This is a genomic window from Mucilaginibacter sp. P1_D10 (assembly GCF_056406215.1).
This window is the reverse complement of record NZ_JBFUAP010000002.1, coordinates 430,099-453,403: the sequence shown is the minus strand read 5'-3', so window position 1 is coordinate 453,403 and position 23,305 is coordinate 430,099. Positions and strand designations below refer to the sequence as shown.

Below are 23,305 nucleotides of genomic sequence, written 5' to 3'. Positions count from 1 at the left end.
TTAAAGTTACAACTATTCCAGGTATTTGGCTTTAAGGGTAGCAAGCTGTTTGTTGTTCAGCTTCAACTGGTCCTTGATGAAATTATCTACCGAGCCATACTGTTTGTTAATAGCTGCAAAGGTAGCATCCAAATACTCTTTCTTAGCACTCATCATCGATCGGGCGGTACCTTCGTCCATATGCATCATGCCTATCATGCCTTTTATCGAGCGGTCGTTATCGGCGGTACGGTAATAGTTGGTGGCGGTATAATCGGCCACTATGGTTTCATAGGGTACGCCAAGGCCGTATAGGAACAAGGCGGCGGCTATGCCCGTGCGATCCTTACCTGCGGTGCAATGGAACACCAGACTTTGATCGGCGGGTACGGCAAGTAGCTTATCAAAGAAGGGGCGGTAACGCTCGGTAAGGTAGCGCGTGTTGCTGTAGTAGGCCGTCATGATAGAGTCGCCGCTGTTTTTGGGTGCGGCGGCAATTTGTTTCAACCAATAGCTTAGGCTATCGCTGCCGGCCGGGCACAATACGTAATCGGTGCCGGGGTTCAGTTTATCGGGCTGTTGCTGCGCTTCCTGATGGCCACGCAAATCAACATCATAGGTTATTTTCTTATCGCGCAGCACAGCCAGATCGGCATCGGTAAGCCGGCTGATATCGGCACTGCGGTACACCTTGCCCCATTTAACCGTTTTGCCCGATGTGGTTTTATAACCACCCAAATCCCTGAAGTTTGCTGCGCCGTGCAGTACCACTAAGCGTTTGGCACTATCTGCAACCTGTGCCGCAGTGTTGGCCGCAAAGCCGGCCAGTAAGGCTAGTACTAAGGATATCTTTTTCATGTTTTTTAATTAAAAAAGCAGGGGTTGCTAAATGCAACCCCTGCGATATATGATAATGTTGATTATTTAATCAGCCACATGTCTTTAAACACATCTTCGCTGCCGCCATATTGGGTACCGATAGATGTTTTGTAATTGGCATTGTTCGCGTTGATCTCGTCCAAAGGATATAACCAACGATGTGGTATTTTGCCGCCTATTGTGCCCAAACCCGTGCCACCTTCGCTAAATGCAGGCAGACCGGTACGGCGGTGGTTCATGAAAGCTTCCCAGCCCGAGTTCATGAAGAACGCGATATACTTTTGCTGCAATATCTGCGCAAGTGCTGCCGATGGGTCGGCCACGTTGTAAGCTACGTTAGCCAAAAAGGTTGGGGTATCGGTAGTAACAGTGCCCAGGCTTTTGCCGCCAACGTCAGAAACGGTAAGGGTAGCGTTTGTATTAACGTTAAGGCCAAAGTTGGCAAACGATGCAGCGATACCTTTATCGTACCATGATTTAGCATCGGTAACGGTAAGTGTTGGCGCCCAGCCCCTGTTGATACCTTCGGCAATGTTGAAGCAAAGCTCGGGGTAACCCACCAGGAAGAATGGCTCGGCAGTTGCACCTAAGTTGTTGGTAAAATAACGTGCGCCGTTAAAGGTTGAATAATTAGCCGCAGTATTTTGCAGAGTAGCCAATGCAGTACCCGGATCGGCACCTACATAGCTGCTGAATGAAGCAAAACCAGCTGCTGTAACGGGACTTGCAATTACGAAGGTACGCGGGTCCTTTGTAGATGTGGTGATATCCAATACCGGTTTACCAACGTTTTGGAAGTTGTTGTAAGAGTTGTTACCGGTAGCAAACGGCGGGTATTGGTTAGAAGCTACCCATTTGTAAACCATGTTATCGCCGTTGCCGGTCATGATAGGGTTGGTAGCTACGTTTGCCAGGATTGCTGCAAACTGGGTTTTGATGCCCAGGTCGGCAGTATCATCGGCCCTTTTGCTCAGGCTGATAAGTATCCTTAAGCGGTAGGTATTGATTAGTTTTTGCCATTGCAGGTTGGTTAAGCCAAAGATATCGCCACCATCGAATATAACGCCGGGCTGGCCGGCTACGGTAGCGTTCATGATCGCGTTTGCATCTTCCAGCAACTTGAGTGAGTTTTTATACACGTCTTTCTGCGTATCGAAAACCGGGGTCAAAAAGTTAGGGTCGCCCGCCTGTGTCATCGGGATATCGCCAACACGTTGCGAAAGCCATACTGCCGAGTACGCACGGAAGAATTTGGCAACGGCAGCGTATTTGCTGTTTGCGCCAACCTGGCTTTGTGCCTGTATCTCCAGCTGGATAGCATATTTCAAAATCTCGTAGCTGTGTGCGCTGTAGCTCCAGGTATCCTCGTTAGTACCCCAATATTTGGCGTAGTTAGATACCTGCATCTGTGCACCCTTATAAGGTATATAGTCGCTGCTGGCAAAGGGCATCTCATCGGCACGTATCAGCGTAGCGGTAAGGTGGTTCAGTATCAGCGATACCGGAACAACCGAATTGGCGTTACCCGCATTCGGGTTAGCATCCAGGTCGCCTTTCTGGCAGCTCGATACCGAAAGTACCAGCAGCAGGCAAGCCGAAATTATTTTTACTGTTATATTTTTCATCTTAATTCTTTTAATGTTTTTATAAGCGGTTGTTTTAGAAGCTCAGGTTGATGTTGAAACCGAACCTGCGGAAGGTTGAGCTTTGTAAAGCACCGTTTGAAGGGGCACCGCCGGTTGTCCTGTCGGCAGAGTTGTAACCCGAAGCGTATTGGTCGATATCGAAATCTTTACGTGCTGCGAAGTACAACAGGTTACGGCCAACCAATGAAAACGTTGCCGTTTTGATGCCGGCTTTCTGCAGGAAGGTTTTGTTGAAGGTATAACCCAGGGTTACCTCGCGCAGTTTAGCGTAGCTCCTGTTGATCATGAACGCTTCATCAATACCTTTAACCGTACCGTTCAAATAACCCTGAACAGTAATAGGCGTGGTGTTTGGCGCGAAAGTAAGCTCATCAAGGTTGGTGATAACACCGTCCTGGTACTTAGGGGTACCGCCTGTTATCTTAACACCCGGGCCAAATTCGTTACCAAGCAAAGAAGGGGTAGGTGCCTGGGTGCCGGTTTTGGTAGAATTCCACTCTGCTAAACGTGCTGCGCCGATAACGCCCTGCACGGTAGATAAATCTGTACCACCCTGGCGTGCTGCGTAGTAGTTATAATCGTAGATCTTACCGCCTATACGGCCATCAAACTGGAAGCTGAAGCTCCACGCTTTGTATGCGAATCTGTTGCTGATACCGAAAGAGAAATCGGGGTTAAGGTGACCTAAAGAACCATATATCTGGCTGTTGCTGCCGGTTGCCTTCAATAAGTTACCGCTTGAATCGTAAACAATGTTGCCGCTCTTATCGCGCTGGAATTTGGTACCGAAAACCTCATCTACCCTATCGCCAACTTTAAAGTTGTGGTTACCCAAAGCAAGTTCGGTTAAACCGCCGCCCAGGGAAGAAATTGTTTCCTTGAAAGTAGAAAAGTTTGCGTTGATATCCCATGAGAAACCGCCAGGATTCCTGAAAGGTGCACCTGTCAACGAAATTTCGAAGCCCGAACGCTTGGTTGTAATAGCGTTAGCGTTACGTGAAGCGTAAGTGGTTGAAGGGGCAGCAAGCAATGGATAAATCTGCGGGCCGTTCTCGGTATCGAAGTAAGTTGCATCTAAACCTAAACGATTGTTCAGGAATTTAACGTCAACACCACCTTCGTAAGAGATACGTTTGTAGGCTTGCAGGTTAGCATCGGCAAGGTTGTTGCTGTAGTTTACCGATGGCAGGTTGTTGTAATAAGAGTTGAAGCTTACCGTGTTTTGGTTGGTGTAGCTTGGGCCATCGTAAGAGCTATATAACTCTGTACCGTAGTTAAGCAAAGTTGAAGTACTTATACCGGTTACCTGCTGGTAAGCTGTACCAACGGTAGGGTTTGTTAAACCACCTTTTACCATAGCGGCAGAACCCCTTACTTTTAAGAAGCTGATAGCAGTTGGCAGCTCAACATAATCCGAGATTGCCGATGAAATTGATACCGATGGGTAGAAATAACCACGTTTACCGGGCACAAATGTCGATAGGTTATCGTAACGGCCTGTGGTATTGATGTTGAAGTATTTATCGTAACCGATATCGAATGAGTAGAATGAGCTATAGATCTGCATCTTCGAATCCCAGGTGTACGAAAGCGGCGTTTGTACCGAGTTAGACAATACATATACGTTTGGTATAGCCAATGCACGGGTAGTACCGTAGAATGAAGAGTATTTGAACGAACGTGCGTTACCGCCAATCAAAGCGTTCAACGACCATTTGCCCAACGTTTTGCTGTAGTTGAACTGTAAGTCGGTGTTATTTTCGAACAGGTTACGGTCGTCTTCGCGGTAATCGCCGTACCAGCCGAATTTATACCATGGGGTATAAGCATTTAAGTTAGCAGATGAAGGCACCTGCTCTGTGCGTTTCTGGTCCCAGGTAGTAATCTGCGAACGCAAAGCAACAGTAAGGTCGCTGGTGATTTTGTAGTTCAGCCTTAAGTAACCGTATATGTCGGTTTTATCGTGGCCGCGCAGCCATTTCTGAGCCATGAAGTACGGGTTGTTCAAACGGCCATACTCCTGTGCGTATTGCACCAGGCCGGGAACGCCTTGCGGGCCTTTGTATATGTCGGTAAGATCCCTTACGTCATAATCTGCCGAGCCATAAACCTTGAACATGTAGATATAGCTGTTAGGGCCGTAGCTAACATCGGGGATATTTGGCGTGTACTGTTTATTTAAGTTTAAGTTACCCTCAACAGATAATTTTGGGGTGATATTGTAGCTTAAGCCGATGTTGAAGTTATCAGAGTTCAACTTGGTATTCGGCATTACGCCTTTCTGGTACATGTGCGTGTAAGAAGTCCTCAACGCATAGTTTGTACCACTGGCAGATACCGCTAAGTTGTTGGTAGTTATCAAACCGGTTTCGATAAAGTTGTCCCAGTTGTTAACGCCACGGGCCAACCATGGGGTTGCGGTACGTTTGCCGGTAAGCACATCATAAGGGCTATCGTACTGACGCAATAACTGGCCTTCAAAACGCGGGCCGTATTCACCCAGGCGGTTAGCGTTATCGTACAATACGTCGGCTGCCGGTGCATACACGTTTGTGTTATCTTTTGCCTGGTACTCGTAATGGTAAGCATTACCCCTACCGTATTCGGTTTGCGGTTGCGGCGAAGCAATCAGGCCACGCTCGAACAAAGTGCTGCTGTTGAAATCAACCTGCCAGCCTTTTGCATCTTTAGAACCTTTTTTGGTAGTGATCACAATGGCACCATTGATACCCCTTGCACCGTAAAGCGCAGCGGCGTTAGGGCCTTTCAGTACCGAGTATGATTCGATATCATCGGGGCTAACGTTCCAGGTATCAGAGTTAACCGGCGAACCATCAACTACAAAAAGTAAATCCTTGCTGCCACGCAGTACCAGTTCGGGCCTACCAAGCATCTCGGCGTTTGCGCCAACGGTTAAACCGGCAATCTTACCAACCAATGAGTTGATTGGGTTAGGGTCACGGGCTTTCACAAGGTCGGCACCTTTTATCTCCTGTACAGAGTATCCTAGCTTGCGTACTTCTTTTTTGATACCGTAAGCCGTTACCACAACTTCTGATAAAGCTTTAGAGTCGCTTTTAAGCGTAATAGATAAGTTTGTTTCGGTACCGATGGTAACTTCCTGGGTAATAAACCCGAGAGATTTGAAGGTTAACACCTGGCCCTTTTCGCCGGAGATGGTAAAACGGCCTTCAATGCCGGTGATAGTACCGAAGGTAGTTCCTTTGATCATAACAGTTATGCCGGGGAGAGGCTGGTTATGATCGTCGACAATGATACCTCTGATAGGCACACTATTCTGGGCGAATAATAGCTGGGGGATAACGAGGGTTATCAGCGCTAAGATCGTCCAGTAACAAGATTTGAGTAAAGATTGTTTCATGAATGTGATTTTTCCACGAAACTACCCCGGCTCTGTTAAGGCTATGTTTAGGCCATAATAAGAATACTTTATATAATTGTAACGATAAGCCTTAATATTAAGACAGAATGCAATAAAAGGCGCACAATGTTAACAGAATAAGAAAAACAAGTCTTTAAGCAATGTTTTAATTTATACTTACGCACAACATCTGTACAGGGCATGTAACCCTGATAACCAAATCAACGTATGTGGGCACAGTAAAAGAAACATGTCTGCGCTTATTCATTTTCCCGCTTAATCAAATCACAAAAGCATTCTCCCCTGCCTTAAGCACATAGCGTTTTGCTTTCCATATCAGCACACCTATGGTCTTTTGCGGTATGCTGATATTTATCTTCCATTTGCCTTTATCCAGCGTATAAGCCGCAGCAACTGTCCCGTTGGGATGCGGCATCGTTCCGCTTACGTCGGTTATTTTGCCCAGGTGCGGCTCTATCTTTATCCTGCTGAAACCCGGCGCATCGCTATCTATCCCCAGCACCGTGCGAAAGAATTCGATATTGGGGCTGGCTCCCCAGGCGTGGCAATCTGAGCGGGAAGTGTTTACGTCCGAATATTCGGCCCAGGTGGTGAGGCCCATCGCTATGTTTTCACGGTAGATGCCCAGCCAATCCTGGTATTGATTGCCCAGGCCGGCTTTTACCAGGGCCTGGTTCAGGTAGTATTTAAAGTACACCGAGCATTGTACCAGGCTGGTATCCTTAAGCATCCCATTGGCCACAGCTTTCATATCGGCAGTGCTTGCCACGTCGGTAAGTATAGCCAGCGAATTGGCATGTTGCGAGTACCCTTTCTTTTCTTTGGTGTCGGCATAAAGCTTTTTAACCGGGTCCCAATACTTGCGCTGTATGGTGGCCTTTAGCTGCGCGGCCTTCTGATTATATAAGGCAGCATACCCCGGCATGCCAATTTTGCTTTCCATTTCTGCCGCCCATTGATAGGCCCATAGCAATTGCAGGTCGTAAATAGCTGCGGTACCGTCCACGCGGTCCACGCCGCCGGCGAAATCGCCCGACCAATCTACAAAGGCCCAGTATGGCGTGTTTTTTACCGAGCCATCGGCTTGCTGGTACTTGCTAAAAAAATCGAGCACGCCACGGACGCCAAGCAGTTTATCCTTGATGAACTTATCTTCGCCACGGTACATCCAATAATCGTGCAGCATACCTATATACCATAACGAGAAGGGCGATATCACCTGCGTGCCCCTTGATGGGTAGCAGCTGGCAGTAATACCCTCGGGCAGGCGCGAGTGGTCCATCTGGGTGAGGGCATTGCGGACCAGCCGGTCATCAGTACTATTATAGTATGTTACCATGGCCTGTATGCGGGTATCGCCGATGTATTGCAGCTGCTCATAGTAAGGGCAATCGGTATAGGTTTCCCAGGCGTTGAGCCTTGCGGTGCGCCAGCCAATGTCCAGCATTTTGGTTATTTCGCTATCCGCAGTATTGAATACCGATGCGCGTTTGAAGGGATAACCGGTGAATGTACCATAAAGGTCATCAACCACCAGCGGCTCGTCCTTAGTTTTTACGATGAGTTTGATGTAACGGTACGTGCGGAAGTTGAGTGTGGTGAAGCTTTGGCCCTGGCTGCCATCGGCTATCAGGCTATCAATCCTCGCCACGAATTCTTTCCCATCCACGTCGTTTCGGTTGCCTTTGATTACGCCCCTGCTGCCCTTTTTATAAAGCGATTCGGCATAACCCAGCGAGATGCCGGCATCTTTACCCCCGCTAAAGTTGATGGTTACATAGGCGTTGGTTTCGAAGGTTTGGTCGAGTATTAAAGTAGCCATGGTATTCGCCGGTATAGTTATAGCCGCTTTTGCTGCGGGGAAGCCTGCCGGTACTGTCGTGTTCGTAGCGGCACGCAGGGCAACCAGGCGCTGGTAGGTAAGTTCCCTTGCAGGTAAGGTTGAGGGCACCATTGCCCATTCTATACCCCATGCCGAGCCTTTCAGCCTGCCATCTGCCAGTTTGTTTACCTGCGGCCAGGCGGTATCGTCGAAAGCGGTGGCCGCCCAGTCGCCTTTTACGGATTGGTTCATATCCACCATTTCGCCTTTGCTGGCGGCAAAAAAGTAGCCCGGTACGGGGTGGTGCCCCACATCGCGGATGCCTTTCCAGCCATCGTTGGTATTCAGTATATCTTCTGCCGGCGTGCTCCCTTGCAGTATAAAGCCGGTGCGCACGGTAATCTGCGCCGCCGGGCTGTATTGCGCTTCGTTCCATACTAAGGCCGCTATGGTGTTCTTCCCTGCGGTGAGGTACGGCGCAAGGTCTACTGTTTCGTAGTTCCAATTATAAGTGTCGCCACGCGCGGGGCCAAGGGATACCAGCACACCGTTCACGTACAGCTTATAGCGGTTATCTGCCGATACATGCACCATAAACGATGCTGGCTTTGCCACGAGGTTGATACTCTTGCGGAAATAAAACACGCCGTAGCTACTGCCGTTATCGCCCTGCGCACCTATCCAATAAGAATTCCATTGCCTTTGGGTGGCTGTTTGTTGGCTATAGGCTGGCTTGGCCAGAGCCATACCGTAAACGATGAGCAGGGCGGTAAAAAATATCTTCATGGCTGGTTCGTAATTAGTGCTGCTAATATAATAAAATAGTTATTAAATCGATTTAGCAAATTTTTTATAAATTGCCGCCGTAAATCGTTTACTTAAGCAGTTGAGTAGCCTCACCTAAACGGCGAGCCCTCATGAAATAATCCTCTCCAAAGGAGAGGACTTTAAGCCCCTCTCCTTTGGAGAGGGGTTGGGGGTGAGGCCATGCAGCGGGCCAACTCTTAAGTAAACGACATTGAAATTGCCCCCATAAATAAAACACCAATGAAACACCTCCTAAAACCAATCTTAGCTACCACCCTGCTAATTATATTGTTGCAAACCGCGCTACAGGCGCAGTCCATTAAACTCCATTGGAAATTATTCCCAAAAAATGATAGCCTTTTTAAGCTTAACCAGATAGCTCGGCCCGGCTATCGCACCCCTCAATGGATAGATGCGATAGTGCCTGGTACGGTGTTCTATTCCTACGTAAAAGCCGGTAAAGAGAGCAATCCCGATTATGCCGATAACATTTACAAAGTGGATAAAGCCAAATACGACCGACCGTTTTGGTATCGTGCCGAATTTGCAGGCGGGCAGCTTTTGGCCGGCAAACGCACCTGGCTCAATTTCAACGGCATCCATAAACGGGGCGAGATATATTTTAACGGGCATCATATCGGTACGGTTAAAGGCATCGTAGAAAGGGGTATTTATGATATCACCAGTTTGCTCCGCAAAAAAGGCAACAATGTTATCCTCGTACTGGTAGTACCGCCCCGTAACGACCCAGAGCATAACCACCCGCTGGCCAACTGGGAGGCCCCTACCTATATCAGCAGCGGCAGCTGGGACTGGATGCCCGCCGTGCCCGGTCTCAACAGCGGCCTTACCGATACCGTAGCCATCACGCAAAAAGGCCCCGTTTCAGTTGAAGACCCATGGATACGTACTACCGTGCCTGATATGAACCAGGCGGATATCACCGTTAAGGCCACGCTACGTAATGCCTCGGCCCTGCCGGTAACGGGAGTTGTACAACTTACCATCAACCCCGGCAATATCAAATTGAATAGTCCGGCCATCACTTTAGCTGCCAACAGCAGTCAAACCCTCAGCTACGATAAGAGCGATTTCGCGCAGCTGCACATCAACAACCCAATGCTGTGGTGGCCAAACGGCTATGGCGGCAAGGCCGATGGCACCCAAAATATGTACACCTGCACGGTGAGTTTTGCAGTTAAAGGCAATGCACCATCAGATGCCGTTACCAAACCGTTCGGCATCCGCAAAATCACCGCCGATACCACTACGCTTAATGGCCCCTTGCGCGTGTACGTGAACGATGTCCCCATCCTGCTGAAGGGCGGCAACTGGGGCATGAGCGATTATATGCTGAAGGTACGCGGCAAGGATTACGATACCCGAATACGTTTTCACCAGGATATGAACTTCAACATCATCCGCAACTGGACGGGCGAAGTTACCGACGAAGCCTTTTACGATTATTGCGACCGCTATGGCATTATGGTTTGGGACGATTTCTGGCTCAACAACTTCGGCCAGATAGATAGCCTGGACATCTTCAAAAGCAACGCCATAGAAAAAGTAAAGAAGCTGCGCAACCATCCCTCCATCGTTATCTGGTGCGGAGCCAATGAGGGCGTACCGGGCGGCAACCCTGCCGGTCCGCTGAATATGGCTATCAAAAACGCAGTACAGGAATACGATGGCGACGACAAGCTGTACCTGGCCCGCTCCAACGCCGGCGAAACCAACCCCAATTTTTCTATCCATGGCGGCAGCAAGGTGCTATCTGGAAGCGGATTGTGGAGCAATACCGACCCGAAAACCTACTTTACCGACCCGCATAACGGCTACCTGTTCTCGCATAATTCCTACGGCATGCGCAGCGAATTGGGCACGGCCACCTTCGTGAATATCGAAAGCTTCAAAAAATTTATGCCGAAGGAGTACTGGGTTGCCCCAACGCCCGATGCCGTGAACAGCAAAACCAATATGTGGGCCAGGCACTACTTCAGCACCGATGGCGCGCTTGGCGGCGGATCTGACCCGGTGAAGTATATCAACACCATCAGCGCCAGCTATGGCAAGGCCATTTCGATAGAAGATTTTTGCAAGAAAGCACAGATGCTGAACGTTGAAACCATGAAAGCCATGTACGAAGCCTGGAACGACCATATGTGGCACGATGCCAGCGGCATGCTGATTTGGATGAGCCAATCGGCCTATCCATCAATGATATGGCAAACCTATGATTACTATTACGACCTTACCGGTGCGTACTTCGGCGCAAAAACCGCCTGCGAGCCCATCCACATCCAATGGAACGCCGCCACTAATTCGGTCAAGGTAATCAATAATAAGCCCTACGCCCTACAAGGACTTACCGCACAAGCCACCGTTTACAACAGCGATGGCAAAGCCGTACCCGCATATCACATGATTAAAACATTGGACGTTGCCCCTACTTCGGCAACGGAAGCTTTTATTGTATTTAACGGCACCGACGAACTCCCCGCCCTGAGTGATGTACACTTCCTTAAGCTGAGGCTTACCGATAAAGCAGGCAAAGTGGTATCCGAGAATTTCTACTGGATGGGCAATACCTACCTCGACTACACCGCACTCACTAAAATGCCATCCGTCGGCGCAAGCCTTATCATAACTGCCCCCAAAAAATCTACTGCAAAAAACAAGACCAATAAATTGCTCGTTTATACGGTTACCAATAAATCAAAAACTACGGCGGCATTTGGTATCAGGGTACAATTGCTGGATGCTAAAGGCAAGCAGATATTGCCGGCAATTTATAGCGACGGCTATTTCTCGTTGATGCAAGGCGAAGCGAAGACGGTTACCTTAGAGGTCGACCCAGGAGTGCTAAAAAAGGGGTATAGGTTGCAGGTTAAGGCTTATAATGATTGATAGTCCCTCCGAAACGTGGTGGCGAGCAAACGGCGGTGAGGACACCGCCTATGGGGTCAGGTTAGTCGTTTATTCCCCATCCTTCTTGTTAATCCCTTCTCCTCCGTTCCGGTGTCCCCACCGGAACGCGGCGGCAAGCAAACGGCGATGAGGGCACCGCCTTTGTGGTTAAAGTTATCCATCCCGCCGATTCCGGTGTCCCACCAGAACGCGGCGACAAGCAAACGGCGGTGGGGACACCGCCTTAGGGGCTAAGGATTGTTTTTAAATTAACCTAAGAAGTTTTCTCCGTCATCTTCGACGACCCCCTGATATTGAAATCAGTCTTCAGGATGATGGATTGCGAGCTGATGTGCTGCGAGGAGGTGTTGAGTTTATTCAACAACACAGTTATTACGCTATCGGCTATGGCTTCAATCGGTTGGGCTATCGCGCTAACCGGCGGCGAAAAAAGCTTGAATACGTCGTAATCGTCGAAGGAAACCAGGGCCAGGTCGCCCGGTACTTTAAGGCCCAGGCTATTGATCACTTTCAGGCCACAGGTACCCACATGGTTGGTGCCAAAGAACAGGGCATCGAGATTCTTGTGTTTCTTGAGGAATGCTTTGATAGGGGCGATGATAAGTTCTTCGTCCGGGCTGAAGACGATTTCTTGTATATATTGCTTCAGGCCGCTCTCGTCTAGTGCATCTTTATAGCCCTGCAACCTGGCCTGCATCTGCGTTTGATTGGAGGCAAAAGTGATATAAGCGATATTTTTATACCCTTGCTGCACCAGGTGCATGGTGGCATTGTAGGTACTGAACCGGTTATCTATCTCTACGTAGTCGGTGTTTACCTTTGGCAGGTGCCTGTCGAACAATACCACCGGCATGCCATCCTTTATCAATGAACTGATGTCGTCTTCAATACCCTCGGGAGGGGCAATGATATAGCCATCTACATGCCTGTCGCGGAACATGCTGATGAGGTCGCGGGTTTTATTGGTATCGTTATCGGTGCTGCAATAGATAATTTTATAGCCGTTTTTGTAGGCGCGATCCTCTATAAGGCGGGCAATAGATGCAAAGAAAGGGTTAGAGATATCCTCCACCATCAACCCGATAATGTTGGATTTACCGGTGCGCAGGCTCTTGGCCAGGGAGTTGGGTTTATAGCCAACTTCATCCACGAATTTTTGCACGCGCTCTACCAGTTCCTTACCGATGCGTTTTTCCTGGGCGCGGCCATTCAGGATAAATGAAATGGTTGTTTTAGAAACGTTTAGGTGGTTGGCTATATCAACTATAGAGAGTTTTTTCACGTGCTGTCTTAATAAATTCAAATATAAAATAATATCGCAACAAGGTGCGCTGCCGGAGGCTGATAAATCGATTTATTGTAAAGATTTCCAATAAAATCAAGCCATCCTAATATTATTCCGGCATAAAATTATCCTAAACGGGATTTTTGTTCAAACGCCTGTAATTAAAGCCGAAAAAGAAGATAACTACGTAACAAATTATCGGCAGGTAATAAGCCTGCGCCACGCTATGGTTGGCAATAAGCCCCATCGCCAGCGGGAACAAGCCGCCGCCAACAACTCCCATCACGATGAAAGAGGAAGCCTGCTCGGTTTGCCTACCCATGTTCTTCAATCCCAGGCTAAATATGGTAGGGAACATAATGCTGAAGAAAAAATTAATCATAATAAGGGCAACAAAGGATACGGTACCGAAGTTTTGTGCTACGATGATGCACATGATGATATTGCAAAGCGCAAAAATCCAAAGCAGCTTGCTTGGGGCAATAAAGTAGCGCATCAGCAATGTGCCCACCAGCCTGCCTACAACCATCATCAGCATGCTGATACCAAAAAAGTAACTGGCCGATGCGGAGGAATAGCCCATAATATCGTGCCCGTAATTGATAAAGTAGGCCCAGGTACCGCCTTGCGCACACACATTAAAAAACTGCGCTACGGCGGCAAACACGAAGTGCTTATGCTGAAAGAGTTTTTTGGTTACGTTTTCTACACCCGCGTTTGCGTAAGATTCCGGTGAGGGTGTATGCGGATCTGTGAGTTGAGGTACTTTTACGAATGAGAACGCTAGGGCTACCGCAAGGATAACCGTTCCGATGATGAAATACAGGTTTTTTACTGCTATCAGGTCATTAGAATGTTCCTGTCCTTCCTGCAGGATAAAATAACCACCAATGAATGGCGCGATGATACCGCCCAAACCGTTAAAAAATTGTGAGAAGTTGATACGTTGGTCGCTGGTGCGCTGGTCGCCCAGGGAAGCTACGAAAGGATGGGCAACGGTCTCCAGCGTTGCCAGGCCGCAGGCCAAAACAAATAAGGCAATCCTAAAAAAGTTGAAAGATGAGGTATCCGCGGCCGGTATAAAAAGAAACGCGCCGGCGGCATATAAACACAGCCCAAGCAGCACACCCATTTTATACCCGAACTTTTTCATGAACAAACCCGCCGGGATACCCATCACTGCGTAAGCACCAAAAAGCGACAACTGCACATACGCCGACCGCCCTTTGGAGATATGAAGTACGTTTTGGAAGTGCTTGTTAAGCGTATCGCCGAGCGTCATGGCTACGCCCCACAAAAAAAACAGCGAGGTGACGAACAACAGCACTAACAGATATTTCCGTTCGGTAAACTTGGGTTTGGCATCCATCCGCTAAAGTTAAATTTATGGGGGTTATTGGTGCTGTAAATTAACCTAAATGTTTTGCAAGTACCAACAAGCGACTTCTATTTTACCGAAAACCACATTTTTTCCACAGATTTTTGAAGAAAAACACCGAAAATACTCCGGTAATTACTGCGGTTTGCTCAACGAAAATGGCTTATCCTCGGGTGCCAGACCGCGGGTTAAATTAGGCTTATCACCCATTTCCAGGTGCAAAATGCCACCGTTCATGATGTCTGTTTGGGTGATAAAATTGTGCGTGTAGGGCTTGCCGTTCAAGGTTGCCGATTGGATGTACACATTGGTCCTGCTGTTGTTATTGGCTTCGATGATGAACTTGTTGCCATTTTCCAGGGCAATAGTCATCTTCGGGAACAGCGGACTGCCGATGACATACTGGTCGGTACCCGGGCAAACGCTGTAAAAACCCGCCGCACTCAATACAAACCAGGATGACATCTGGCCCTCATCTTCATCGCCTGGATAGCCGTTCTCGGTAGCGTTGTACATTTTGTCCATTACCTCGCGCAGGTGCATCTGGGCCTTCCAGGGTTGGCCGGCGTAGTTGTACATGTACAGCATGTGGTGAATAGGCTCGTTCCCTTGCGCAAATTGGCCCATTTTGAACTCGGCCATCTCCGTCATCTCGTGGATAACCTGCCCGTAACCACCAACTTTGATGGTACCCGGCTCGCTGAATACGGAATCAATCTTGGCCGTAAAATTCCTATCACCGCCCATCAGGTTGATAAGTCCCTGCGTATCATGAAATACCGACCAGGTCCAATGCCAGGCATTGCCCTCGGTATAAGGGCCGCCCCAATCCATCGGGTCGAAGGGTTCTATCCAATCGCCTTTGGCATCCTTGGCGCGCATAAAGCGCGTCTTTGGGTCGAAGAGGTTTTTGTAGTTATACATTTGGCGGGCAAAAACATCTTCGTAAAACTTATTGCCGGTTGCCTTGGCCAGCTGGTAGGCGCAAAAATCATCGTAGGCAAATTCCAGCGTCCAGGCGGTAGCGCCTTCGGTTTGTTTGGTATAAGGCACAAAGCCGTTCGCATAGTACTCTTTCCAGCCGGGGCGGCCATTGGCACTGCCCCACGGGCCTTTGTTGGTAGCTTCGTGGTAGTATGCCTCGAGGGCTTGTTTAGGGTCGAAGCTGCGGATGCCCTTCATCCAGGCATCAGCCAGCAGCGATATGGAATGATTGCCCAACATCCCTCCCGTTTCCCCGGGGAACGACCATGAAGGTAGCCAACCGCATTGCTTCTGCGCATCCAGCAGTGCCTGCACCAGTTGCCCCTCCATTTTGGGGTGTAGTATAGTATTCAGCGGGAACTGCGCACGGAAGGTATCCCAAAAACCATTATCGGTGTACATGTACCCATCATGTACCTTGCCATCGTAGGGGCTGTAGTAGTAGGGCTTGCCATCCTTACCGTATTCGAAAAACTGGTGCGAAAACAGGTTCGCGTGATACATGCAGGAGTAAAAGGTGGCCTTTTCCTCCTCGGTGCCGCCCTGTACGGCCATGCGGCCAAGCAGGGTGTTCCAAACTTTGTCGGCCACTTTGCGGGTATCATTAAATGATTTGTAACCGCCCAGTTCGGTTTGCAGCGTAAGCGCTGCCTGATCCGGGCTGATGTAGGACGAGGCTACTTTCGCCTGCACGGTTTCGCCATCTTTAAATTGCAGGTACGCGCCAACGCCCTCACCCTCGGCGGTTTTGTTGCCGGCTGCGGTGGTATTCTTCTTATTCTCCCAGGTGCCGAACGCGGTAAAGGGCTTATCGAAAGTGATAACGAAGTAATTTTTAAACCCCTGTGGCGCCCAGCGGCAGTTGTTTACATAGCCAGTAACGGTGCGCGTTTTGGGGTCGATGCTTACCATACTCATTTTGGTGTAGCCATCAAGCACTAGATATGAGCCCGCGCCCTTCGGGAAGGTAAATCGCAAATGTGCGCCGCGCTCGGTTGGCGTCATCTCAGTGGTAATTTTATTATCCAGCTTTACCTTGTAGTAGCTGGGCTGCGCAATCTCATTATCGTGACTGAAGGTTGCCGCACGGTCATCCTCATTTACCACCAGTTTGCCGGTAACTGGCATCAGCGAAAAAACGGCGTAATCATTTACCCAACTGCTGCACTGGTGGGATTGCTGGAAACCGCGTATCTTTTTCTCGAAATACTGGTACTTCCACCCGTCTCCGTTTTTGCCGGTTTGGGCCGTCCAGGTGTTCATGCCGAAGGGTAGCGAGGCAGCCGGATACGTGTTGCCGTACGAAAACTCGTACTTGGTATTGGTACCCTGGCGGGTATCTACATATTTAACCAGATTAACTTCCTGCGCCGAAAGGACATTGCTGCCGACTAACAAAAGCGCACAGCTATATAGGATTTTTTTCATTGTCGAATCATCATTTTTACGGTGCAAGGAAACTGCATCCCACGGGGCGGATTTAAAAAAGGGAGGCGCTTCCGCCTCCCTTTAAACCAAAAATATAAACCAAAACCAGTATCCTATTTTATGAGCGACTGATACATCAAATCAGCCACTTGCTTATTGCCTTCAGCGTTCAGGTGCACGCCGTCAACGGTAAGGATGCCTTTATCCTTGTTTTCGGGGTTGTTCTTTACGCCGTATTCGTGGAATATCTTACGGAAATCAATCAGCCCGCAATTGTTTTGCGCAGCTACGTCTCGGATGATTTGCGAATACCGGTTAAGGTCGCCATCCAGCTCGTTGCTGAAATCGGTTTTCTCGCCTACCGATGCTGGGGTGCAAATGGTAACCTTGATGCCTTTAGCCTGGAATTTCCTAATAAGCGCGGTATAAAATTTGCCGAATTTATCCCAATCGGTACCGGTACCGAAGAGGCGCTTATGCCATACATCGTTCACGCCTACCCAAATCACCACTATATCGGGGTTCTTGGTCAACACGTCGTCTTCGTAGCGCAGGTACAAATCATATATCTTATTGCCGCCTATGCCCGCTCCCGCCGTTTCGTAGTCGCCAGCCTTGCCATTGTCTTTCAGTTTCTGCTGGAACAGTGTGATGTAGCCATCCGGCCTTACGCCATACTCCGTTATAGAATCGCCAAAAAACACAATTTTTGTCGGTTTTTTGGATTGAAAACTGCACATGACGACAACCATGGCAAACAGCAACATTTTCTTCATTTCAGTTTAATTGGAGGTAAATGCTAAATTGATTTAGCTAAAGTATTGATTATTTTTTAAGTTGCAAATTATTTTGAGAAAATGTCTAAACTCGAATTTTTCGTGTTTAAATGTTTTTTCAAGGCACTCAAGAGGGCTACGCCGTTTAAAGAATTAGTGGAATTTTGGGAATAGGGCTAATCAATTCTGGAAATTCTTTAATTCCATAAAATTCGAGTTCAGACAAAATCGCCAATTAATCAAACTTCACCCTTATAAACCTGGGCCGGTAGAGGTTGGGATGCACATTAAGATCTTTAATAAACTCAACAGAGTTGATATTATAGCTGATGATCAATTCGCCAGGGGCAGATAAGCTTGGATGCGCTTTGGCGTTGTAAACCACAAAGGTTTTTTCTATCAGGTCGGGTTTGCAATCCCATAATTTAATGATGGGGCCAAACGGTCCCACGGGGCTGGCGCCTATGCGCATGCCTACCGTAGTGCTCATGCCGCCATGCTGAAAAACAAGCGCGTACCGTCCATCGGGCAGGGCAGAGACACTCAGTTCGTTAGATACGCCATCGGTAATATTGGCTGCCCTGGTTATATCGTTCACCCAGTTCGCGCCATCCCAAAACGTCCATTTGCTCATATTTTCGAAATCGGTCGGCAGTACCCGTGCTGCCATCAGGTTTTTGGCCATGCCGCGCACGCCATAAGTATAAATATATCCATCGGGCTTAGGTGCACCGGCTGCTGTGGTGTTCACGTAAACGCCCGCGCCAAAAGAGCCGATATCGTCTTTCCCTTCCAGCAGGTATAGGTGGGTATCCATCTGCTTTAGATTGCGGTAGGGCGGTTTGCTGCCGGCAGGTATCTTTATCAATGTATTACCTACTTCCCTAAAACCAAATGCACCGCTGCTTACATTGCGTACCCTGTAGCCAAAAATGTAGGTAGCATGGTTCGCCTCGTTTACAAAGCCATCGCCCAGCCAGTAATAATCGGTGCTGTCGGTTTGCGGGGTTTTGGGTATGAACAGAGATTCGGCCTGGCCTTTGGCATCGGTATCCCAATAAAACTTCATTTTATTGCCCAGGGGTTTGTTGCCATCAAGTATGGCTACCGCGTTGTGTATCATCTTGTATCCCGGCTGCATTGCACCATCTTTTATCTCGCCAATCATGCTGTCGCTAAAGATGAACAGAATCTTATCCTTAGGGCTCGCCTGCCTGCCTTCCATGCCATTTAGCGGAATAGTGTATATACCATCGCCGCCAAACCAGCCCTTATCGCGTTTTAGCAGGGCCGACCATTCCGGCGCCTCTGTCACCGTGAATTTAATATCGGTAAGGTTTACAGCCGTGGTTTGGGCCGAGCCTTTGTGCATGGCGCAGCAAATCATTATACACAACAGCGCAAGCTTTCTCATATCGGGGAAGGGATAGTAATCAATTGGTTATGCAGTTATTTTGGGCGATATGTAACGTTTAAAGGCTATGATGGCCAAGCCTGCAAGGCCGCCTAACAGCATTAAACCGCCAATTAATTCTGCTTGTGTAAAAGTAAGGCCTAAATAGCTGTAATAAAAATTTATGCGGATATGTTCTATCAAAAACCGTTCGCCGCCGTTGAGTATGAGGTAGATGGAGAACATCAGCCCCGGTATCTTTATCTTTCTACGGAAGGCCCACATCAGCCCGAACATGCCTATGCAAAGCAGCAATTCATAAAGCGGCGTAGGGTACACGCCCTGCACCAGCTGGCTGCAATAATTGCCGGTACAACCGGGGATAGATACCCCCGCGTTGATGGAGTTATGCGGGTACTTAAAACTCCAGGCCCAATTAGGTAACCAACTGAGCCAGTGCGGTTTGATATGATGATTAATGATACCCCAATCGCCATCACCTGATAGCTGACAGCCGATGCGGCCGATGCCGTAGGCCAGCATCATACCAGGCGAACCGATATCTGCCAGGTGCACCTGTTTCATGCCGTGGCGGTAGCCGATGTACAGGTAAGTAAGCGCACCGAATATCAGTCCGCCATAATAGGCAAAGCCGTTTACCGAGAACAGCACGACTAAAGGGTTGTAAATGAACTGGTCGAGGTGCTCCAGGGTATCGAACAGTTTGGCGCCGATGAAGCCGAAAAAACCCACGCTGAAAACGATAAGCCCCATCAGCTGATACGGATGGCGGACCTGTTCAACAGCCTTAGGTTCAGGCAATTGCTGATTTTTTCTGTCGTAATAAATCCATAGCGCAAAGCCGAGGCCAGCTATGATACCGCCTGCCAAACTACCCTGCAAAGATGCCAGGTACCCCCGGGGATCAAACGCGAACTTGCTGTAATTGAGCGCTATGCCAATTGATTTGAAGCCGAATGCAAAGCCCAGCAAGAAATTTACGGCGATATCTAAAACCGTAGCAGACTGACCCACAAGCACTTTACGCTTAAAAGCATGGATTTTCCCGTTCGCTTCGTACCGTTTAAACTCCGATGTAAAGACCAGATAAGCCCCAAGAAAAGCCAGCGCGATAAACAGTCCCAGCGTTTGTATAGGGAACGTGAACCTTACATTAAAAACGTAATATACCAAATCGCCTATGGTTGGGAACATGGTACTAATGTATAAAATAACCGCTTGATAAGGGGCGGCCCGAAGTGCACAAAACGCAGAAAAAGCACTATTTTACTTGCGTTTATTTCCGTGTTTTTGCTACAATGCGATAAAAAAAGGTACAAAATGCTGCCTTTTTTTGCATCCGGATGAGTCCTAAAAACAGCAAGGGCCAAAACCGTTACCGGCCCTGGCCCTGCTGCCTAAATTTCAATCAAATTTAAAAGCCTATCTGTACGCCCAGGTTTATTACGCGCTGGTTGATGTAGGCATCGCCGGCGGTGTTTGTAGATATCTCCGGGTCCTGCTGATACTTGTTGTAGTTATCCCAGGTGAACAGGTTGTATGCACTCATGTAGATACGCGCATTGTTTATTTTAAACGGCAGCAGCTTAGTTGGCAACTGGTAGCCTATATCCACGGTTTTTAAACGGATGTAGTAGGCATTCACCAGCCAGTAATCGCTGAAGTAAGCCGACGGACTATTGATAGATGTTGGGTTAACACCCAACCTTGGGAAGTTGGCCGTAGCTGCCGTCGCCGGTGTCCAGCGCTCCTGGTGGATGGGCTGGAACTGGCTCTGGAACGGCTCGATACCCGTACCTATTACCGCGAAGCTGTAGTTGAACGATCCCTGAAACAGCAGGCTTACGCTGAAGCCTTTGTACACCGCCTGTAACGATAAGCCCAGGATGGTATTAGGCAGATTGGGTTTACCAATGTTACGTTTATCGAATACGTTTATGGTACCATCGCCGTTCAGGTCCTCGTAACGGAGGTCTCCTGGCTGCAACGGGATGCCGTTATCGGGTACGGCAATCGGGTTGCCTGCGTTAGAGCCGTTGTGGGCCGGGTCGGCTTTGTAAGCTGCAATGGCGGTGATATCAGCAGCAGTATAGTAGCCCAAAAAGTGGTAACCCTGCTGCTGACCGATTGGCCAGCCGGTTTGTGCCAGCCACGGGTAAGCAGGTGCTGCTTCGTCTTTATCCAATATCTTGTTTTTGGCGTATGAGAATACCAGGCCGGCATTGTATTGCACTTTGCCTGCATTGCCGTGGTAGCTTACGCTTCCGTCGAAACCCTGGTTTTGGGTGCGGCCAATATTTACGGCAGGCAATCCTACGCCCAGTACCAATGGCACGCTGCCCGGCGTAATAAGCTGGTTGTAGCGTATATCATGGAAATAATCTATCGTTACCGATACCTTATCCTTCAAGAGGTTCATATCCAAGCCTATGTCGAGCTTTTTGGCGCGTTCCCAAACCACATCGTTGTTGCCCAATGAACCTTCAAAAAGCGTTACGTAATTTTGTTGCGACTGGCCAAAGTTGTAGCCGCCGCCCCTGTTATAAACCTGGTTGTACACATAACGGTTACCCGGCGCAGCATCAGAACCAACCAAACCGTAGCTACCTCTCAATTTAAACAGGCTGAACATTGGCAAAGCTTTCGCAAAGAAATCTTCTTTCACCAGGTTGTAACCTAAACTCACGGCAGGGAAAATACCGAAACGGTGATTGGCGGCGAAACGGTCGGTACCATTATAGGCCACGTTCACGTCTATCAGGTACTTTTGTTTATAATCGTACCCTACCCTGCCCGAGGTGCCCCTGAATTTCTGCGGAACGCCCACGAGTTCGCCGCTGAGGAAAGGATTGGCAAAAAGCGTATTGGATGTTTGGTTAAACAAGGCAAGAGCTGTTATATGATGGGTATTGCTAAAGGTGCGGTCGTAATTCAGGTACACCTGCAGGTTATAGTTGTTGGTATTGATATCGGTATTACCGGTTAGCCCGTAGTTCTGGTAAACGTAGGTAGCGCCCGGGCGCAGCGCATATTGATTAGTAACCGGGTCATAATGGTACGCCGGGATACCTTCGTTGAATATCTGCTTGGTAAACTGCTCCACGCTGGAGTAAGCTATGCGACCGGTTAACGATAAACCATCGGTAATGGCATCCAGCTTTTGCGTAGCCCCAAACAGGAAGTTGAAATCCGTACGGCGCGAGTGCTGGTAGCCGCCGGTAGCCAACCTGGCGTTCAGCGTAGGCAGGTGATCGGGGTTAAAGGACGAATACGCGTAGCTATACGTACCGTTCGGGTTGATGTAAGGCGCGGTGAAAGGCGTTTCTTTGGTAAAGTTGTATATCTCTCCTACGGCATTCTGATTGTAGGGCTGGTTTAAATCGCTGAAACGGGTGGTTACATCCAGGCGCAGATCTAGCGTTTTGTTTACACGTAAATCTAAGTTCGAGCGGAAGTTATACCTGCGGAAATAATAGTTGGTGTTTACCAGGGCCTGCGGGTCGGCAAAATCACGTACCAAACCGTTCTGGTTAAGGGCACCGCCCGATATAAAGTATTTCAACACATTAGTACCACCCGATATATCGAGGTTGGTATTGGCCTGGTAGCTCTGTTTCTTGAATATCTTATCGTACCAGTTCACATCCGGGTGGCCGTAAGGGTCATCGCCGCTTTTGAAGTGGTCCAAATCTGCCTGGGTGAAACTCTGCGGGATGCCGTCGTTCAGCTGTGCCTCGTTTATCAGCGTAGCAGCGTCGTAAGAGTTGAGGAACTTCGGTGTTTTGGTAGGCTGCGCCATACCGCCCTCTGCCCTGATGTTGATTTTGGGCGTGCCGCTTTTGCCACGGCGGGTGGTTACCACCAATACGCCGTTAGCGCCTTTTATACCGTAGATAGCCGTGGTAGATGCATCTTTTAATATAGAGATGCTCTCGATCTCGTTTACGTTTATCTGCTGCAGCTGATCGTAGTTGTATTCGATGTCATCTACAATGATGAGCGGCTTGTTACCATCAGAGTTTAAAGAGCTTACGCCGCGGATGTAGAAGTCTGATGCATCCTTGCCCGGCTGGCCCGAACCCTGCTGCGAAAAGAAACCCGGCAGCTTACCCGTAAGTGCGTTTTGTACGTTGGCGGTTGGCACGGTCCGTATTTCGCCTGCGGATATGGAACTAACTGCACCGGTATTGGTGATACGTTTACGTGTACCATAGGCCACTACCGATACTTCATCCAAACCGTTGGTGCTGGTTTGCAGGATAACATCGAGCGCCTGGCCGTTGCGCACTTTTACCTCCTGGCTAATGTAGCCTATGAAGCGGATAACAACTACACCGCTTTGCCCTTTGAGCGTAAGCGTGAACTTGCCGTTAACATCGGTAATGACACCGTTGGTAGTCATCCCCTTTTCAACTACCGATACGCCCGGCAACGCGCCCGATATATCGCGCACCTTGCCCGTAATGGTTGTGCTCTGAGCATACAAAGCCACCGGAAGCAATGTTAGTATGATTTGAAAGAAAAGTATTATTTTTCTCATAGCTGCTTAATTAATTGGTTTAATTGATCTTTCAGG

The 23,305-nt window shown here is 48.7% G+C and carries 12 protein-coding genes; 1 reads left to right on the top strand and 11 read right to left on the bottom strand.

Features of this window, described 5'->3' with window-relative positions; all coding sequences use genetic code 11:
- Positions 1-12: 12 nt before the first annotated feature.
- The 4 genes from AC1DYT_RS04330 to AC1DYT_RS04315 form a co-directional block, all read right to left on the bottom strand.
- Positions 13-837 carry a tyrosine-protein phosphatase gene (locus AC1DYT_RS04330; RefSeq protein WP_477468423.1) on the bottom strand — a complete coding sequence of 275 codons (825 nt, stop codon included), beginning with the start codon at positions 835-837 and terminating at the stop codon, positions 13-15.
- A gap of 62 nt (positions 838-899) precedes the next feature.
- Entirely contained in the window at positions 900-2,483 is a 1,584-nt protein-coding gene (locus AC1DYT_RS04325; RefSeq protein ID WP_477468422.1) for a SusD/RagB family nutrient-binding outer membrane lipoprotein, read from the bottom strand.
- Positions 2,484-2,517: 34 nt separating this feature from the next.
- Positions 2,518-5,886, bottom strand: a complete 3,369-nt coding sequence (locus AC1DYT_RS04320) for a SusC/RagA family TonB-linked outer membrane protein (protein WP_477468421.1) — start codon at positions 5,884-5,886, stop codon at positions 2,518-2,520.
- A gap of 280 nt (positions 5,887-6,166) precedes the next feature.
- Positions 6,167-8,515, bottom strand: a complete 2,349-nt coding sequence (locus tag AC1DYT_RS04315) for an alpha-L-rhamnosidase-related protein (protein ID WP_477468420.1) — start codon at positions 8,513-8,515, stop codon at positions 6,167-6,169.
- A 261-nt stretch (positions 8,516-8,776) separates the two neighbouring features.
- On the opposite strand from AC1DYT_RS04315, the gene AC1DYT_RS04310 reads away from it, so the two are divergent.
- Entirely contained in the window at positions 8,777-11,443 is a 2,667-nt protein-coding gene (locus AC1DYT_RS04310; RefSeq protein WP_477468419.1) for a glycoside hydrolase family 2 protein, read from the top strand.
- Positions 11,444-11,717: 274 nt separating this feature from the next.
- Here the strand turns inward: AC1DYT_RS04310 and AC1DYT_RS04305 are convergent, their stop codons facing one another.
- From AC1DYT_RS04305 to AC1DYT_RS04275, 7 genes are all read right to left on the bottom strand, one after another.
- The gene (locus AC1DYT_RS04305) at positions 11,718-12,746 is read right to left on the bottom strand and encodes a substrate-binding domain-containing protein (protein WP_477468418.1); all 1,029 of its coding nucleotides are present in this window, start codon (positions 12,744-12,746) and stop codon (positions 11,718-11,720) included.
- Positions 12,747-12,879: 133 nt separating this feature from the next.
- Positions 12,880-14,118, bottom strand: coding sequence for an L-fucose:H+ symporter permease (gene fucP, locus AC1DYT_RS04300; protein ID WP_477468417.1), 1,239 nt, complete (start codon positions 14,116-14,118; stop codon positions 12,880-12,882).
- A gap of 144 nt (positions 14,119-14,262) precedes the next feature.
- The gene (locus AC1DYT_RS04295) at positions 14,263-16,539 is read right to left on the bottom strand and encodes a GH92 family glycosyl hydrolase (protein ID WP_477468416.1); all 2,277 of its coding nucleotides are present in this window, start codon (positions 16,537-16,539) and stop codon (positions 14,263-14,265) included.
- 113 nt (positions 16,540-16,652) lie between these two features.
- Positions 16,653-17,315, bottom strand: coding sequence for an SGNH/GDSL hydrolase family protein (locus tag AC1DYT_RS04290; protein WP_477468415.1), 663 nt, complete (start codon positions 17,313-17,315; stop codon positions 16,653-16,655).
- Positions 17,316-17,550: 235 nt separating this feature from the next.
- Positions 17,551-18,729: a DUF4185 domain-containing protein gene (locus AC1DYT_RS04285; RefSeq protein ID WP_477468414.1), complete on the bottom strand. Its 1,179-nt coding sequence runs from the start codon at positions 18,727-18,729 to the stop codon at positions 17,551-17,553.
- Positions 18,730-18,756: 27 nt separating this feature from the next.
- A complete protein-coding gene (locus AC1DYT_RS04280) occupies positions 18,757-19,923 on the bottom strand; it encodes a prolipoprotein diacylglyceryl transferase (protein WP_477468413.1) in 1,167 nt (388 codons plus the stop codon).
- A 220-nt stretch (positions 19,924-20,143) separates the two neighbouring features.
- Entirely contained in the window at positions 20,144-23,269 is a 3,126-nt protein-coding gene (locus AC1DYT_RS04275) for a SusC/RagA family TonB-linked outer membrane protein (protein WP_477468412.1), read from the bottom strand.
- Positions 23,270-23,305 lie beyond the last annotated feature (36 nt).

What these genes read in the sequence shown, in the direction of transcription:
- AC1DYT_RS04295 (WP_477468416.1), bottom strand. Translation starts at nt 16,539, where the DNA reads ATGAAAAAAATCCTATATAGCTGTGCGCTTTTGTTAGTCGGCAGCAAT.
- AC1DYT_RS04315 (WP_477468420.1), bottom strand. Translation starts at nt 8,515, where the DNA reads ATGAAGATATTTTTTACCGCCCTGCTCATCGTTTACGGTATGGCTCTG.
- AC1DYT_RS04320 (WP_477468421.1), bottom strand. Translation starts at nt 5,886, where the DNA reads ATGAAACAATCTTTACTCAAATCTTGTTACTGGACGATCTTAGCGCTG.
- AC1DYT_RS04275 (WP_477468412.1), bottom strand. Translation starts at nt 23,269, where the DNA reads ATGAGAAAAATAATACTTTTCTTTCAAATCATACTAACATTGCTTCCG.
- AC1DYT_RS04290 (WP_477468415.1), bottom strand. Translation starts at nt 17,315, where the DNA reads ATGAAGAAAATGTTGCTGTTTGCCATGGTTGTCGTCATGTGCAGTTTT.
- AC1DYT_RS04310 (WP_477468419.1), top strand. Translation starts at nt 8,777, where the DNA reads ATGAAACACCTCCTAAAACCAATCTTAGCTACCACCCTGCTAATTATA.
- AC1DYT_RS04325 (WP_477468422.1), bottom strand. Translation starts at nt 2,483, where the DNA reads ATGAAAAATATAACAGTAAAAATAATTTCGGCTTGCCTGCTGCTGGTA.
- fucP (WP_477468417.1), bottom strand. Translation starts at nt 14,118, where the DNA reads ATGGATGCCAAACCCAAGTTTACCGAACGGAAATATCTGTTAGTGCTG.
- AC1DYT_RS04285 (WP_477468414.1), bottom strand. Translation starts at nt 18,729, where the DNA reads ATGAGAAAGCTTGCGCTGTTGTGTATAATGATTTGCTGCGCCATGCAC.
- AC1DYT_RS04330 (WP_477468423.1), bottom strand. Translation starts at nt 837, where the DNA reads ATGAAAAAGATATCCTTAGTACTAGCCTTACTGGCCGGCTTTGCGGCC.
- AC1DYT_RS04280 (WP_477468413.1), bottom strand. Translation starts at nt 19,923, where the DNA reads ATGTTCCCAACCATAGGCGATTTGGTATATTACGTTTTTAATGTAAGG.